Origin of the sequence: Chlorogloeopsis sp. ULAP01, from assembly GCF_030381805.1 — a bacterium.
In the GTDB taxonomy this organism is placed as follows: domain Bacteria; phylum Cyanobacteriota; class Cyanobacteriia; order Cyanobacteriales; family Nostocaceae; genus Chlorogloeopsis.
Genome location: NZ_JAUDRH010000003.1, coordinates 210,239 through 227,133 on the forward strand (window position 1 = coordinate 210,239; position 16,895 = coordinate 227,133).

At 40.6% G+C, this 16,895-nt stretch carries 12 protein-coding genes; 5 read left to right on the forward strand and 7 right to left on the reverse strand.

Annotation, left to right across the window (positions count from 1 at the left end):
- Positions 1-73: 73 nt before the first annotated feature.
- Complete coding sequence (gene smpB / locus QUB80_RS07215; protein WP_289788826.1) at positions 74-541, reverse strand: SsrA-binding protein SmpB; 468 nt, start codon at positions 539-541, stop codon at positions 74-76.
- A gap of 262 nt (positions 542-803) precedes the next feature.
- On the opposite strand from smpB, the gene QUB80_RS07220 reads away from it, so the two are divergent.
- Positions 804-1,091: a WGxxGxxG family protein gene (locus QUB80_RS07220; RefSeq protein WP_289788827.1), complete on the forward strand. Its 288-nt coding sequence runs from the start codon at positions 804-806 to the stop codon at positions 1,089-1,091.
- A 165-nt stretch (positions 1,092-1,256) separates the two neighbouring features.
- Here QUB80_RS07220 and QUB80_RS07225 read toward each other — a convergent pair whose 3' ends face one another.
- Both QUB80_RS07225 and QUB80_RS07230 read right to left on the reverse strand, forming a co-directional pair.
- Complete coding sequence (locus QUB80_RS07225; RefSeq protein WP_289788828.1) at positions 1,257-2,690, reverse strand: IctB family putative bicarbonate transporter; 1,434 nt, start codon at positions 2,688-2,690, stop codon at positions 1,257-1,259.
- 183 nt (positions 2,691-2,873) lie between these two features.
- The gene (locus QUB80_RS07230) at positions 2,874-4,421 is read right to left on the reverse strand and encodes a GAF domain-containing sensor histidine kinase (RefSeq protein ID WP_289788829.1); all 1,548 of its coding nucleotides are present in this window, start codon (positions 4,419-4,421) and stop codon (positions 2,874-2,876) included.
- Positions 4,422-5,092: 671 nt separating this feature from the next.
- Here QUB80_RS07230 and QUB80_RS07235 point away from each other — a divergent pair.
- The 4 genes from QUB80_RS07235 (at position 5,093) to QUB80_RS07250 (ending at position 9,516) form a co-directional block, all read left to right on the forward strand.
- The gene (locus QUB80_RS07235) at positions 5,093-6,259 is read left to right on the forward strand and encodes a DegT/DnrJ/EryC1/StrS family aminotransferase (RefSeq protein WP_289788830.1); all 1,167 of its coding nucleotides are present in this window, start codon (positions 5,093-5,095) and stop codon (positions 6,257-6,259) included.
- A 43-nt stretch (positions 6,260-6,302) separates the two neighbouring features.
- On the forward strand, positions 6,303-7,247 hold the full coding sequence (gene crtB / locus QUB80_RS07240) for a cyanoexosortase B (RefSeq protein ID WP_289788831.1): 945 nt from the start codon (positions 6,303-6,305) through the stop codon (positions 7,245-7,247).
- Positions 7,248-7,295: 48 nt separating this feature from the next.
- Positions 7,296-7,952, forward strand: a complete 657-nt coding sequence (msrA, locus tag QUB80_RS07245; protein ID WP_289788832.1) for a peptide-methionine (S)-S-oxide reductase MsrA — start codon at positions 7,296-7,298, stop codon at positions 7,950-7,952.
- A gap of 655 nt (positions 7,953-8,607) precedes the next feature.
- Positions 8,608-9,516 (forward strand): SDR family NAD(P)-dependent oxidoreductase, encoded by a 909-nt coding sequence (locus tag QUB80_RS07250; RefSeq protein ID WP_289788833.1) that lies wholly within the window; start codon positions 8,608-8,610, stop codon positions 9,514-9,516.
- Positions 9,517-9,607: 91 nt separating this feature from the next.
- Here QUB80_RS07250 and QUB80_RS07255 read toward each other — a convergent pair whose 3' ends face one another.
- The 4 genes from QUB80_RS07255 to QUB80_RS07270 all read right to left on the reverse strand — a co-directional run bounded on the left by QUB80_RS07255 (position 9,608) and on the right by QUB80_RS07270 (position 16,544).
- Positions 9,608-10,807, reverse strand: a complete 1,200-nt coding sequence (locus tag QUB80_RS07255; RefSeq protein ID WP_289788834.1) for a serine/threonine protein kinase — start codon at positions 10,805-10,807, stop codon at positions 9,608-9,610.
- 216 nt (positions 10,808-11,023) lie between these two features.
- Positions 11,024-11,602, reverse strand: coding sequence for a hemerythrin HHE cation-binding protein (locus QUB80_RS07260; protein ID WP_289788835.1), 579 nt, complete (start codon positions 11,600-11,602; stop codon positions 11,024-11,026).
- Between the two features lie 511 nt (positions 11,603-12,113).
- On the reverse strand, positions 12,114-14,861 hold the full coding sequence (locus tag QUB80_RS07265; protein ID WP_289788836.1) for a cation-translocating P-type ATPase: 2,748 nt from the start codon (positions 14,859-14,861) through the stop codon (positions 12,114-12,116).
- A 267-nt stretch (positions 14,862-15,128) separates the two neighbouring features.
- A complete protein-coding gene (locus QUB80_RS07270) occupies positions 15,129-16,544 on the reverse strand; it encodes an isochorismate synthase (RefSeq protein ID WP_289788837.1) in 1,416 nt (471 codons plus the stop codon).
- Between the last annotated feature and the right edge of the window lie 351 nt (positions 16,545-16,895).

Consider the following 16,895-nt stretch of genomic DNA (forward strand, 5'->3'; position numbering starts at 1 on the left):
GGGATTAGAATTGAATCTAAAATTCAAAATTTAAAATTCCTAGTCCCTAGTCACCAGTCCCTAATCCCTAATCTTAATAATTCTTCATTGCCCGTTGCATTTCGCGCTGATCTTGGCGTTTTTTGAGATCTTCTCGCTTGTCATGGAGTTTCTTCCCTCTGACAAGAGCTATACTTACTTTCACCCAACCGCGTTTGAGATACATTTTCAAAGGCACTAAAGTCAAGCCCTGCTGTTCCACCTTGCCAATCAGTTTACGAAGTTCTTGGCGATGCAGTAGTAGCTTGCGTGTGCGGCGTGGTTCGTGGTTAAAATATTGTCCACTAGCTGTATAAGGCGAAATATGCGCGTTAATTAGCCATGCCTCTCCATTGCGAATCAAAGCATAGCCATCTTGGAGATTAACCCTACCCGCACGAATCGATTTAACTTCAGTTCCAGTCAACTGGATACCAGCTTCGTAAGTTTCGAGAATTTCATATAAATACCGGGCTTGCCGATTGTCACTAATAACTTTGTAACCGTCACTCTTATCGCTCATTGAGAATTGTACTTGCGCCTAAATTAATGAATGAAAAATCTTGTAAATTGGCTAGCGAATTTATAAAGGGCTATTAAACCACTATAAATGCTTAACTGGATATTATTCTTATCCTAGTCCTAGCCTTGAGAGAATGATTGAAATCTATATGTCTTAAGCGTGAGTTTAGCGTAAGTTGAGTTTATAGCTACAGATTGATTATGTTTACTGGGTGAGTCGATACAGTGGTGAATAACTTTGAAATAGACAAGGAACTTTTACTATGAAAAGTTATTTCACTAAAGCTGTGAGTGCTGGTGTTGTCACTTTGACTATGGTTATTTTGCCCTTAACTCTACCTGCACAAGCACAAGTTCAGCAAACTCAACCTGGAGTTCAAACCACACCTGCACCAGGTACTAGAGTTGAGGAAGACGAAGGTTTCGATTGGGGTTGGCTAGGATTACTTGGACTTTTGGGTTTGGCTGGTTTAGCTGGCAGAAAGCGCAATGACGAACCCACTCGATATCGCGATCCTAATGCTGTGGGTAGCACTACCTACAGAGAATAAATTTACCGATCAAATCTAAATTTGCTCCATAACACACTGTTGGAAAGATGACTATATACAAAAAGCCTTGGATACATTGTCCTCCAAGGCTTTTTTCACTTCATTTCATCACGGTAAAATTCTATAACCAATTATGACAATTTCTCTTGTCTGTCCCCTATCCCTTTAATTTGGTGCAGATTGTGAATGAAGTGAATCTACCTGTTGAGTTTGAGCTTGAGCTGAAGATGTCCAGTAGCTGGCAACTAAACCTACTAATAGCCACCAAATACTATTGACTGCTGGACGATACCAGACGGTATCTACAAAACCATGACCTAGCATACCAGCCAAGGCAGCGATCGCTCCAATTAACCACAAACCGTCTACACTTGATGATTGGCGCAGTCTTTGTAGTTCCGACCAACCTGTATTAAACATTACTACTAAAAACCATATAAAACTAGTTAAACCAATTATGCCAGTCTCCACAGCCACTTCTAGCAAAATTGAATAAGCGCTAAGGGCATTGTATCGAGGCAGTTGGTAAAGTGGATAAATTCTATTAAAAACATCATGTCCAGGGCCGATACCAAAGACTGGATAGTCTTGAATCATTTTAATTACTGCCATCCAGACATTGATACGAAAGTTATTACTACTATCGCCACGACCAGCGAAAATACTGAGAATGCGCAAGCGAAAAGTTTCTGAAAATCCAAAAGCGACAACAAAAGCAGCCACAAAAAACCCCAAAAGCATCGGTACTAACCAGATTCGCCAAAACCGGGGTAGATACTCACCGTACCAGTAGCGCAGTAGCAACACCAAAACAACTAATCCAACTGCCAAACCAATAAAACCACCACGACTGTCAGCAAAACGGAAGCAGGCTAGATTTACAACCAACATCGTGATTGCTAAAGATTTTCGCACCCATCCCCGCCAAGCAAACACCGCCACTAAACTTAAAATCACGGCTGGCAGCAAATATCCAGCCAGCAAATTCGGATTTCCTAAAAAACTATAAACCCTTGTATTCTTAGACAATGGTGATTCAGGATCAACCCAAGTCGCTAACTGTGCAGCACCAAAAAACTTCTGCCGCACCCCATAGACACCCACAAGTAAAGACATATGCAAGTATAAAATCAGCAACCAAGACCTAATCCGGGGTGAGGTGAGTATCCTGGCACACAGTGCAAACAGCAGCAAGTAGAGTGTAAAATTTATTAACCCTGCTAAAGCTGCCCTTTTTTCTGGAGATAAGGCTGTAGCAACTACACAAACTCCCCAAAAAAGTAATAATAACAAGTGAATTGGAGTCACAAATAAAGTACTTGGGGATGTGACTTCGTCGGACAAAGTCAATAGTAACCAAAAGGCTCCACAAGCCAACATTAATATCCCCAGCACAGCTGTATTATTCACAGTAAATGGTGCTAATACAAACACCAAGCTCACTAAAGCAGCCGAAATTGCGTCTCCCCACTGCATCAAGATACTGGTTTGTCGCCAAGATCTTAATAAGCCCACTAAAAAACTGTGTAAATAGCTAGTACCAAGATATTCTTTCAGTGGTAAATCGGATAATGTAAATTTTTGCCAGATTAAATTCATAAGATACTGTAAGCAATTAGCACAGAGTGCAGATTTATGATAATTCAGGTAGCTCTAAAAGTTGAAAAACTTTCAACTCATAGTCCATGCTAATTGAAGACAGTTAATGCTCAAAGACAAAAGAGAAAACTTGTATATATATTTTTGTGTTTGTCGTGCTGCGCCAGTCTAAAATTGTGTGTACTAAGAAGAAGTATTTGAGGAAACATCACTCATTGCTTGTGCTTTTTCTTGATTTATCGGCAAAGTTAAGACATAACGGTATCCTGATTCTGGTGAGCCTTGAATCGAAATGTACCCGCCGTGTAATTCTGCCAACTCACAACTGAGCAACAAACCCAAGCTTTCCCGTGAGAGATTACCATGCTGCTTAGTTATATCCAGGATACTCGAAACGGAAACTCTCCCATTATTAAGCTGATCTATTGCTAATGGTAATTTGAGTGTTATTTCTTGATTTTCCGGGTGATCGTAAGTTTTTGCCTCACTTGTTAGTTCAAGCAATGGTGAGCTGTTGAGTCGGAAATAAGGATCAACTTCTGTAATCCCATCTCCCAACCAAGGATGGGAAACCCAAATCGTAATATGGAGCGTATTCTCCTTATATGAGACATGAATCCGAACAACGCTGCCTGTGGCAGATAGTTGAATCACGCTAAAAATCAGGTGATACAACATTTGTCGTACCTTGTCTTTATCTAAGGGCCAAATGCGATTACGTCCTGGTTCAATAGAGAGGCGAATATCTTGCTTACAGCGATTGGCGGCTTCTTCAAGAGTATTTATTGCCTGTTGACATAACATTTCTATATCCACAGGAGCAATGTTTAGTGTATTTTGGCTTTCATCCATTGCTCCTAGTTCAGTAATTTCATTCACTAAGGAAAGTAAGTATCGACCACTATGCTGGATAATGTCTAAATATTCTCTTTGCTTAGTAGTCAAAGGGCCGTATATTTCGCGTCCAAGTACACTAGCCATACCCAACACAGATGTTAAGGGTGTGCGCAACTCTTGAGTTAACTGTTCCAAAAGCTTCAACTTGAGTTGGTTGGTAGGAACAGAATCTGTTTGAATTGTAACCGGACTAATTTGGATTTCACTAGTACTAACTTCTGGTAGTGACCAATTAGCAGTACTCATGGAAATTGTGCTGTCTGAAACAGATTGCAATAACCGATTACGCTCAAATTCACTCATGCTCCAACGAGCTATTATTTGTAAAAACTCAATATCACGATGAGTAAAATTGCGTGGCACCAAGTCCATTACAGCCAGCGCACCTAAACAATTTCCACAAGCATCAATTAGTGGTGCTCCTAAATAGGCGCGAATGCCATAATCTTGCACTAACTTACTGGCGGCTAGCTCTGTATTTGCCAAGTGCTTAGTATCATTGATAACTACAGCCTGCACTCCTTCTACAACCTGAGTGCAAAAAGACTCCCAACGTAATAATTGGCGATTTTGCGCCAATTGATTCATTAATCCTAGTCTGGATAAACCAACTGCTGACTTGAACCAATGGCGTTCTTGATCCACAAATCCCAAAATAGAGATTGGTGCTTCTAAAAAATGGGCTGCCGTTTGAGTGGCTTCTTCAAAAACAGGAATGGTTTCTGGTTGTCGTAAACCTAATTCTGACAATGCCTTCAGGCGTTGTTGCTCTCTAGTTTCTGGGGATTCCCAACCATCCTTTAGGGGTAAAAACTTATTCTCAGGCTCCACCATTCCCACCACTACCTTGATAATTTATCGATACTGTAATTCATGTAACCACTGTTTATGGGTTATTCGCTACTCTTAAGCATTCCCCAATTTTGCTGCGGATCAACAAGGAAAGAGTAAAAATTTTAACTTACTAAAAAATTTTCATCTAGCTAACTACTTCTTTTTTGAAATATTTGGTTACCTCAGTAGACAGTATATATTCTCTATCTCTTTTGCTGTAAATGTAATCCGTAGTTATTTTAAAGTCGATACCTAGCTACGTTAGTCTTGGAGTTGAACTGGGTAATATAAAACTCAGAAGCAAATAGAAACTAAAAATTTACCCTGGTGTATTTCCGAAGTCATACATAGAGCAAATTTTTAAATTAGAAGTAGCGCCTCTATTTTAAATAGAGTTGTGAAAATGTTAGTGGATGTTGTTTTTCCCAACACTTTATTATTTCAATATCAAAAACGATTAGATAAAATATCTCATACCTTTAATACTTACAAAATTATTATTTTGAATTTGATTTTTATCAAATTACTGCTCAAAATTAATAGCTTCTCATATCTATTGAAAACAAATTCATGCTTGCAATACACAATAATTAATAGCAATTATGGCATTAAATGAAGAAGTATGTTAAGAATTTATTAATAAAAATTTAATATGAGATTTTTGAGTATATATGAAAATGAATAATATACCGAGCGCAATCCCTTTTGTAAACTTAAATTTCCAACATCAGTTAATTCAAAATCAACTGCAACAGGCAATTCAGACTGTATTAGAACAGGGAGATTTTATTTTAGGACAAGCACTTTCAGAGTTTGAAGCTGCGTTTGCTGCTGCTTGTGGCTCAAAATATGGCATTGGTGTAGCCTCAGGTACTGATGCGATCGCCCTTGGTTTACAAGCTTGTAATATCGGTTTTGGAGATGAAGTAATTCTACCAGTTAACACCTTTGTAGCAACGCTGATAGGAGTTTTACGTGCAGGAGCAAAACCAATTTTTGTAGATTGCGATCCTCGCACAGCTCTAATTGATTTAGAGGCAGCAACAAGAGCAATTACATCGAAAACTAAGGCTATTATTCCCGTACATCTTTATGGTCAAATGGTATCGCCAAAACAGCTTTTGGACTTGGCTAATACCTACAATTTACTAATTTTTGAAGATGCAGCACAGGCACATCTAGCTGAACGAGAAGGATACCATGCCGGCTCAGTGGGAATTGCAGCAGCTTTTAGTTTTTACCCCAGCAAAAATTTGGGAGGATTGGGTGATGGAGGAATGCTCGTAACGCGAGATCCAGATGTAGCTCAAATCATGATCCGTTTGCGCAATTATGGTGCATCTCAAAAGTATTTTCATACGGAAAGTGGTACAAATAGCCGTTTAGATACAATTCAAGCTGCTGTGTTGCACCAAAAATTACCATATCTTACTCAGTGGAATCGCGATCGCTTCCAGATTGCCCAGGATTACGATACTGAATTAGCACCCTTAGCAGCAAGCGGAATTATCCCCATAGAAAACCATAGCGGTGAAGGACACGTTTATCACCTTTATGTGATGAGAATTTGTGATTCTTGCCCTGTGGAACGTTCTGAAATTCAAGCACAACTCATGGCAGCAGGAATTCAAACAGGCATTCACTACCCAATTCCCTGTCATCTCCAGCCAGCATTTGCTGAGTTGGGTTATCAAGTCGGTGACTTTCCTCATGCTGAAATGCTGGCAAAGCAAATTCTATCGTTGCCGATGTATCCCGGCTTGAGCAACAGCCAAGTTAAGGAAATTTCGAGTGCGATCGCTGCTGAACTGCCAACCAATCTTTCCGTTGCAATCTAGGTGGAATGGCTAATGGTTTGATGATTGACTTTAGCTAAAAATTATGATCATTCGGCGTCAAGTAAAACATTGGCTTTCGCCACAATTGTTTAGCCTGCTAATTGTTGGTATTTTAGGGCTGTTATATGCTCCGGTTGTACTACATTGGCTGGATGGTTGGTTGCACAAAAATATTAGTACAGAACACGAATATTTTAGTCACGGTATAATCGGCTTACCCTTTGCTGCTTATATCACCTGGACACAGCGAAAATTGTGGCAAAGGCTGCCAGATCGTACTCATCCCTTGGGCGCTGTATTGTTGTTGGTAGGGGGAGTTTTTTATCTGAGCGGACTTAGCGAATGGGTGAATCTTTCCTTTAGTGCGATCCTAACAGGATTGTGCTTGTGGCTCAAAGGGATTCCAGGCTTGAAACTGCAAAGATTTCCCCTGCTATTAGTTTTTCTGGCAACACCAACTCTAGTTCCTTACTTAATTGCTCCTTATACTTTCCCCTTGCAAAGCTTCATTGCTGGTACTGCGGGCTTTATCTTAAATCAACTTGGGATGGCAGTAACTGTCGATGGCATCAATATATATGTAGAAGAACGGATTGTAGAAGTTGCCCCTTACTGTGCGGGCTTAAAAATGCTGTTGACAACTCTCTACGTTAGCTTGATGCTACTTTATTGGACTGGTGCTTTGTCTTCTCGTCGCATAACCACTTCGTTTTTATCCATAGCAGTGTTAATTAGCGTCAGTGGCAATATTGTTCGCAACACTTTACTGGCATACTTTCACGGTACAGTTCAAGAAGGCGCTTTTCATTGGTTGCATGACAGTTGGGGTGGAGACATATTTTCTGGAATTTTACTGTTGTTGTTGATACCAGTTTTGAATTGGATTAATAGCTATTTCTCTGAAACTGCACTAACTCAGCCAGAGGGGGGAAATTATGAAGAAGATAGAAGAGAAAACCCACCCACTAGCGATCGCCAGAATCTTTAAAATATGTAAGTAAAGTCAAAATATTTCTCAGAATCAGAGATAAAATCAATGGTGCTATTTGGATTTGGTAAAAAATTATCCCTTCCCACTCCTGAACAAGCTTTGCCAGGGCGGGCTGAGGCTATGCCAGTCACCAATCGTCATTATGTCAACGGCAATCCGATTAAGCCTCCTTTTCCAGAAGGTATGGAAATAGCCATCTTTGGTATGGGATGTTTTTGGGGTGCAGAACGCAAATTTTGGCAATTATCTGGAGTATACACAACGGCAGTCGGCTACGCAGCAGGCGTAACGCCCAACCCCACATACCGAGAAGTCTGTAGCGGCATGACAGGTCATAATGAAGTGGTTCTGGTTGTCTACGATCCCAAAGTAATTAGTTACAGTGACATACTCAAAGTCTTTTGGGAAAATCACGATCCCACTCAAGGAATGCGTCAAGGTAACGACGTTGGCACTCAGTACCGTTCTGGGATTTATGTTTATTCTGAGGAACAAAGAAAATTAGCAGAAGCATCGCGAGATGCGTATCAAAAAGCTCTCAAAGAAGCAGGTTACGGAAACATTACTACAGAAATTCTAGATGCGCCTGAGTTTTACTACGCAGAAGACTACCATCAGCAATATCTAGCCAAAAATCCTGGTGGATATTGCGGTTTAGGTGGGACAAATGTTGCTTGCCCCGTAGGATTAGTTGAATCTTAATCTTTAAAGTCATAGATCCCCGACTTTTGTGAAAAGTCGGGGATCTTAATTGTGAACTAAAATGGCAAAGCAAAAATTATATTTTAGAAATCGAACACAGATAATTTATCCGTGTGCATCTGTGTTTATCTGTGGTCGTTATTACCTAAAAATTAGATTTTGCAATCAATCTGTTATTTGCTTCAACTCAATGTGAGTTCAGCTAAATTACATTAGATGTTTAGTTCTAAAATTTTTAGAGTAGCTTATTTTCTTGAAAAATAAACATTCTTTGGCATTTTTGTGAGAAAAAGTAAGTTATTTCTCAACGAATATTAAGAAAAACTTATACAAAAAATATAGTTTAGTTTCCATACATATATATGCATTTGTTACTTATGAGTATTAAGAAATACTTATTAAAAAAGATTGCGGGTACTTGATTTAATTGCTAGATTGTGTTTGTGCAAAGATACATATGAATCCTAAGTATTTAGGAGAGGAGTGAACTATGAGCTATATCCATTCTGCCGATCGCGTCAAGTGTTAATTTTCGGCTGTGGATTTTTAGTGAGATTAAATTTCGTCTTACTGATACCGGATTGCGAAAAAGCGCTCATAGCGTCTGTATATGACAAAGGTGCGGTAAGACTAGAATTCTGGAGGTTTTAAATCCATGAATATTCAGGGCAAAGTGGCTCTAGTGACAGGGGCTTCCCGTGGGATTGGACGTGCGATCGCTCTAGAACTAGCGCAACAAGGCATGAAACGGTTGATATTAGTGGCACGCGATCGCCATAAGTTAGCAGAGGTAGCCAAAGAAATCGAGGCAATGGGAGTAGAAGCCGCGATTATGGCAGTTGATTTGACTAAGCCAGTGTTTGTTCATGTTGCGATCGCCCAACTGTGGCGCAGTTATGGGCCAATTCATATCTTAGTTAATTGTGCAGGCGTAGCACACCAAAACTCTTTTTTGCAATCTAAACTTCCCCAGGTGCAAGAAGAACTATCTCTCAATTTATTGGGAACCTACTCTTTAACTCACATGATGGCTCGACGCATGGCAAGCCGCAGAGAAGGGACAATAGTTAATGTTTCCAGCTTGATGGGGAAAGTGGCTGCTCCAACGATGGCGACATATTCAGCTACCAAGTTTGCGATCGTTGGATTTACTCAAGCTTTGCGCAGTGAGTTAGCTCCATATAATATTCGGGTGATGGCATTGCTGCCAACTCTTACAGATACAGATATGGTACGTGAGTTAGAGTTATTTCGTTGGGTAATGCCAATGACTCCTCAAAAAGTAGCGAAAGCGCTTGTTGCTGGCTTACAAAAAGATTCACCAGAAATTTTAGTGGGATGGCAAAGTCATATCGCAGTCTGGTGTCAACGTTTTGCTCCTTGGTTGCTGGAGAAGATATTAAAAATTGCAACTCCAAAAGTAGCAAATAGGGGACAGGGGACAGGGGAAAAAGACGCGGGGACACGGAGACACGGAGACACGGGGAATGAAGAGGACAAGGGGACAACCAGACACGGGGACAAGGAGAGTAATAAAAAACAACTACTAACCACTAACCATTAAACTAATGACTATTGACCAATGACTAATGACGGCGAGTGATGGTTTATCCTATCCCTAGAAGGAATGAACTTTCTCGCCGTCTTTGATGTAATTACAACAAAGATGCGATAAATACGATCGCTCCTCCCCACAAAATCAAACTAAAGGGTGCACCGATTAAAAGTCCAGCGATCACCCAACCTCTTTGATGCTCTTTAAAGTGTTGTACGCTGCGCCAGCGCTTACTCTTCCAAGCCCATTCATTACCTTTGGTACCAAGCAAGATTGTCATAATCCACCCAACTGAAGGAAATAAACAGATCAATCCAATCCAAACTTGATTAGTCCACAACCAAAACCAAGGCATGAGAAATGCACCCCAATTCCAGCCGAGAATTTCATCAGGAACTTTTTCTTGAGTATTGTTGATACCGCACCCAGAGTTGTTAATTAATTCTCGTGGCGGTAATTCTACCAATTTATTTATAACTGACTTGTTAACAACCAAACCTGATTTTAAAGCTTCTAATGCCTTGCGAGCATTGACAAATCTTTGCTCTGGTGCTGGTGCTGTCATTTTCTCTAGCCAGCTGGCAAAACTGGAACTGATGGTAACTCGCTCAATAAATTGAATCTGCAAATTGGATTGAGGTAATTCTGCTGGAGGAATGCCAGTTAGCAAATGAATCAATGTTGCTCCGAGTGCATACAAATCCGATGCCGGAGTTGCCCTACCACCATATTGTTCCATCGGTGCGTAACCATAGGTTCCCACAACAGTAAACGTTACTCCTTCTCTAAGAACTTGATCCTGAACTGCGCCGAAATCTACTAAATAAATATGATTATCTGCTCCCCAGATTAAATTACTCGGCTTAATATCCCGATGCAACACTGGTGGATGCAACTCGTGCAGAACTTTCAGAATATTTAAAACCTCAACAGCAATTTTGCGAACTTGCTTTTCTGTAAATCTATGTCCTTGAGCAAGTTTTTCTTTGAGGGATATACCAGGAATATATTGTTGTACTAAGCCAAACCAGAGTACTTGGTCATCAATACAAAAATTATCGACATACTTGGGAATACGGCGATGATTAAGATTTTGAAGAATTTGTGCTTCTCGCTCAAAAAGTTTAAGGTCATCCCACTGTACAGTACCACCAAACACTAGGAGTTTGACAACAACTAGTGCATTTTCTGGATCGGGGGCTTGTAAATCATTAGCTAGCCAGGTTTGGCGAACTCCATTGTTACCAAGTTGGCATTGAAGTTGATAACGGTTTTGTAAGATTTGGTTTACTTGCAGCATCTCAAACTTGCTTTCTCACCAGCCTGATTATTTCAATCTAGCTACAAGTACAAAGTCTTATAACACCCTCAGGTAGTACCTTCTTAATGGATTGCCCCAATGGGTGCAAAAGAGGAAAGGGGGAGTGGGAGCTAGGGACTAGGAAAGAAGCACCAGGAGTAAGAACGTCAAGCACAATTCCACCTCCCCGCGTCTCCTTGTCCCCTTGTCCTTTTCCTACTGAGTTAGTCCTTCAAACATACCCCTGACAGCAGCAACAGCATCTTGAGTTCGCGCCCAAACACTCTGATCAGGATCTTTACCTGTAAGTTCTCGCGTACCCAAAACTTCCATTACTCCTTTCAATTGCTCTTGATGGGCGCGATTTTTAAAGTTCACCTGATTTAAGGAACCAATTGCCTCTTTTACATCTTCACCAACAACTTGAGATGCCTTGTGGACAATCAAGCCAGTCATCACGGCTTGGTGCTTGATCCGTTCGTAAGCGGAAACTTTCTGATACAACGTCAACTCAGTTCCATCCATCAAACGGTTCACTTGATCTATATACTGCCGGATATTATCTCTAGGCTGAACCGAACCACCATCAAACTTAGCGAGTACTTCCTGAATAACTGCAAGGTTTTCTCGATCATCTCTAACAAAGTCATTCAAACGATCGCTAATCTCACTATCGCTACTTACAGCAGGCAGTAATTTCTGTTCAGTAGCAATCAGCAACTCTTGTAGTGCTTTGAGATCTGCAATCTCCATAGCGATCGCACTACGCTTTGTGTCATCCAAAGTCGCAACCATAGTAAACTTTCCTCAAATCAGAAGCAAACAAGATTAATTTTTCATTAGTTATTTCCTCTTAGTATCTTTCTTGAGATATATTCTCATCTGATTTGAAACTTATTGCTCATAACTAAAGCGATCGCGCAGGTGTTCGGCTCAATCATTCCTAAATTAGGTGACTTGTGGATTTAATTCACCAACTGCAAGCTCCCTGACTTCTCATGAAGAGCCAGGGAGTTGTGTTGCAGGACTTACGCACGAGTTATGGAATAATAAACCGCAGAGAAGCCAGTGCGCCCTTGCGGGTTAAGAGACTTGTAGCAAGGTCCGTGACACGGAGTCAAAAGGATTTTAGAGGGATTTTGCATAAGTCCTATAGAGTGTATTTGTGTTGGCTTATTTCTTGAGAAATTTTAACAACAAATTACCCAGCAATCAGGAGCTATTTTGGGAATTAGCGTGCGTAGGCAGGGAAAATAGACAGCCAGGAGGCAGAAGCCTGAAATGAGGAAGAATTCTGGATTCTGATTTAATTTGGTGGATCAATTTTATTAACGATCGCAGCCCAAATTATCATCGGTGAACCTACAGCCAAACAGAACAACCACTGTTGGAGAGTTAACGGCGCTGTTTCAAATACGTGATTAATCAAAGGCACATGAGCAAATACAATCTGTAAAGCGATCGCTCCCACAATTCCCAGTCCAATTGCGGGAATATCCACATTTTCTTGAATTGTGCCATCCATCTTGGCAATTAAATTCGGGATTAATTGGCTAATACTCAGTAGGTAAAAAATTCGTCCCGCAATTAAGGAATTAATCGCCATTGTTCGCGCTAAATCAACGTTACCTGTAGTTTGGCGAATATACTCAAAAACACCAAAGATTACAATCCAGTTAAACAGAGAAATTGCTAAAATTCGCTTGATTCTACTACCAGATAGCAATGGTTCATTAGGGCTGCGTGGTGGCTGTTTCATCACATTTTGCGGCTTCGGCTCAAAGGCTAAAGGCACTGTCATGGTGATGGAATTGATGACATTCAACCAAAGAATCTGTAATGACAAAATTGGCAAATCTCTGGCTAACAAAGTGCTTAACAAAACTGTCATTGATTCTCCACCATTAACAGGGAGAATAAAGCACATAGCTTTCAAAAGATTTTTATAAACAGCGCGCCCTTCCTCAACTGCTGCTTCAATAGAGGCAAAGTTATCATTAGTGAGCAGCATATCAGACGCTTCTTTGGCAACTTCTGTACCAGCGCCGCCCATTGCAATACCAATGTCTGCTTGCTTTAAGGCAGGGGCGTCGTTCACACCATCCCCTGTCATGGCAACTATCTCGCCTTTTGACTGCAAAGCTTCCACTAAGCGCAACTTTTGTTCTGGTGCAACACGGGCAAATACTACACCCTCTTCTGCTACCTGGGCTAGTTCCTGTCGATCCATCTTTGCTAGCTCTGCACCAGTAAAGGCTAGAATCGAGCCATTTTTATGAATTCCCATCCGGCGAGCGATCGCTTGGGCAGTCACAGCATGATCGCCCGTGATCATCTTGACTTGAATTCCTGCTTCTTGACAAGCTTGCACTGCTTTAATTGCACTTGCGCGTGGTGGATCTATCATCCCTTGTAAGCCCAAGAAAATTAAACCAGTTTCAATATCGGGATGATCCACCGTCATTTGCTCATTGCTGACTGACTTTTTTGCCAACGCCAGCACCCGCAACCCCTGCCGCGCCATAATATTTACTTCTCGTTCGATAGTTGTTTGGCGTAAAGTTTCTACACAATCTATCGGGCGGAGTTGTCCATCAGAATTTAACATCAAGGTGCAGCGTTTGAGAATTGCCTCTGCCGAACCTTTAACATAAATACTCTTACCTCTGGAAGTCTCATGCAAAGTTGCCATGTACTGGTAATCTGACTCGAAGGGAATCGCATCCAACCTTGGCATTTGTCTTGCTAAGTTAGATTGACTAAAGCCCGCCTTATTCGCAGATGCAATTAATGCTCCCTCCGTCGCATCGCCAACTACTACCCACTTCCCATTCTTATTTTCTATGTGGGAATCATTGCACAACAATCCAGCAACCAGACATTCCTGTAAACCTTTATCACTATTTAAATCAACTGGTTTGTCATCTTGAAGTATTTCCCCTTGCGGTTCGTAACCAACACCAGTGACAGTATACTGATGTCCTCCTGCATAAATTGCTTGTACTGTCATCTGATTTTCTGTGAGAGTACCAGTTTTATCAGAACAGATAACAGTCGCACTTCCCAAAGTTTCTACTGCTGGCAACTTTCGGATAATCGCGTGCATTTGTGCCATTCGGGAAACACCGATAGCAAGGGTTACAGTTACTACTGCTGGCAACCCTTCTGGAATAGCACTAACGGTTAAAGCTACGGCTGCTTCTAAGGCATCTTGCAAATTTCTATGGCTGAGTCCTACCACAAAAGTCAGACTCGCTAGTCCCAAAACCACGCGTAGCCAACTCTGGCTAAATTTATCAAATTTCCTGGTTAAGGGAGTAGAAAGATTGGTATGTTGCTCCATTAACTGAGAAATTCGACCTGTTTCAGTCTCATTTCCAGTAGCAACTACTACACCTATACCTTGACCAAAGGTGACAAAACCACCCGCGTAAGCCATATTTTTACGCTCTGCGAGAGGGGTTTCTGTCTTTAAAGATTTGGTATTTTTTTCTACCGCTATTGATTCGCCAGTTAGTGCTGACTCATCTACTTGCAAATTTCGTGCTTGTACTAACCGTAAATCTGCTGGGACTTTATCACCAGAAACAAGCAATACGACATCACCAGGAACCAAATCTCGTGAGGGTATGCGTAATTTTTGACCATCACGAATAACTGTTGTTTCCGTAGTAATGGCTTGAGCTAGTGCCGCGATCGCTCCTTCGGCTTTTGATTCCTGGATAAATCCAATAATTGCGTTGGTAGTGGTGACACCCCAAATTACCCCTGCATTCACAAAACTACCAGTGATTGCTTTTACTAAACCTGCACACAGCAAAATAATCAGCAGTGGCTGGTTAAATTGCAGGAGAAATTTCAACCACCAAGGCTTACTTTTCTTCCCAGTCAGTTCGTTAACACCAAAATTAGCTAATCGCTGCTCTACTTGTACACTGCTCAAACCTTTATCTAAATCTGTTTCCAAGCAGGCGATCGCTTGTGCTGTTTCCAAAGCATACCAAACCTTGGGCTGCTCCTGTGGCAGCCCAGCTACAGATATAGTTTGAACCATGATTAAATACTTTTTTAAACGTGTTATTTATTGTTTAACACTTTTTATTAGTGCCAAACAAGTCAAGACACTATTTAAATTAAATGAAAACCATAATCTTTTTACAATAGTTCGATTCTCCTAATCTGGCTGCGGGAAGGGCTACTCTCCCTTGAAGAGGTACCAAAGGATTGCCGCACCTGGCAAACGCGTCTTTGTTACCCTCCTAAGAGCGCTATCTTCACCATGTGACTTTGTTCTGTTCTGTGGGGAGTTGAGCATTTGGTATTAGACTAAAGCCTTTAGCAATGCTTGAAGTTTTAGTTGCACTTCAATCAGTTCTTTATCTGGATCGGAACCTGCAACGATACCAGCACCGGCGTAAAGTCTAGCGCGATCGCCATCAATTAATGCGGAACGAATTCCGACTATAAACTCACAATTGCCATCTGCGTCTACCCATCCTAGTGGCGCAGCATACAAACCCCTCTCAAAGCTTTCGTAACGGCGAATTTCAGCACAGGCTACATCTGGTGCAGCCCCAGCAACGGCGGGTGTGGGATGCAGTTGCGAAACTATTTTCAAAGGATGGACTTGATCGGGAACTATAGCACTAATTGGTGTCCACAAATGCTGAATATTCGATAACTGTCGCAACCGGGGTGGTAAAACCTGCGGTAACAAACCAAGCTGTGATAGACGTTGGGTAATAAAATCAATCACTAGCAAATGTTCGTGCCTTTCTTTTTCACTATTGAGTAAGCGATCGGCATTGGCAGCATCTTCAGCAGGTGTTTTACCTCGCGGCGCACTTCCTGCTAAGGCATCTGTGATTAACTGCTGCTTATGAATACTGATTAAACGTTCTGGGCTAGCACCAATAAAGTTTTGTCCCTTACCGTTACTTGTAGAAAAAATATAACAGTTTGGATGTAAATGCCGCAGGTTATTTAGAGAATTGAATAAGTTGAAAGTAGTTTTTGATTTAACATCCAGTATATCTGCAAGCACTATTTTACTCACATCTTTAGACTGGATGGTTTTTAATGCCGACAAAACTGAACGTTTAAATTTATCCGGTTGAGCAACAGATTTTTTACTGAATTTTGGCTTTTGGCAATCTAAATTGTAAGAATGAAATCCTAAAGAATGCAGTATTTCTATTTTTCTCCACAAAATATGCAAGATTCTTTTAACGTTGATATCAGCATTAATAATAGTATTAAAGACTAATATACAGCGTTCGCCTTTAACAGCGACTTGCCAACGGGGAAGAAAAACGGTAGCTGCTGAAAATGGGTAATTTTCTTGAGAATTTCTTTCAAAAAAACTAAAGCTACAAAAAAATATAGGTTTAGAGAAAGATTCTTCTGTATGACCAAAATTAATGATATTGCTTAAACAATATTTGATAAATTCTTCAGACTTAGTAAATCGCTCATTACCTTCTATTTGTATTTTGGCTACTGTGTCTATAGCAGCGATCGCCTCATTTTTACCCTTGTTCTCCCAATAAAAATTCAGTTGATTTGGGTGTGTCAGTTTATCGAGTACTAAGAGCGGATCAACTGAGTCTATTTTCAGTGAAATACTAGCTATTTGAGTGGAATTACTTTTTATACTTTTTTGCTGAACAGCAAAAAGGAAGTTGTACAGTTCTTTGTTATATACAAAGAAGTCTACGGTACATGGTGAAACTGTCATCACTAGCAGTTTAGTAAATTTTTGTGAATTTATCTTTATAAAGAATGAGAAATTATGGTCGTATTTCTACTAGGTAACATAAAGAGTCACAGTTTCACTAGCGTAGGAGAATTTGCAAGTGCGTAGTTTAAAAATACCCTGTTTATTCTTTACCCTGCTTTTGTCAAACTGTAAAAAGTTGTTAATTACCTCTTTGCAACTATACAAGTATATGTATGCAACTTGAAACTACTTGCTGTGATGATATGGGAATAGACTCAGCCGAAGCGAGGAAGACTAGCTAATCAAGGAGTTTTTGAGGGTTTCTTGGAGAAATAGCTTCTATCAAGATACTTGTAGATATGAGATAAG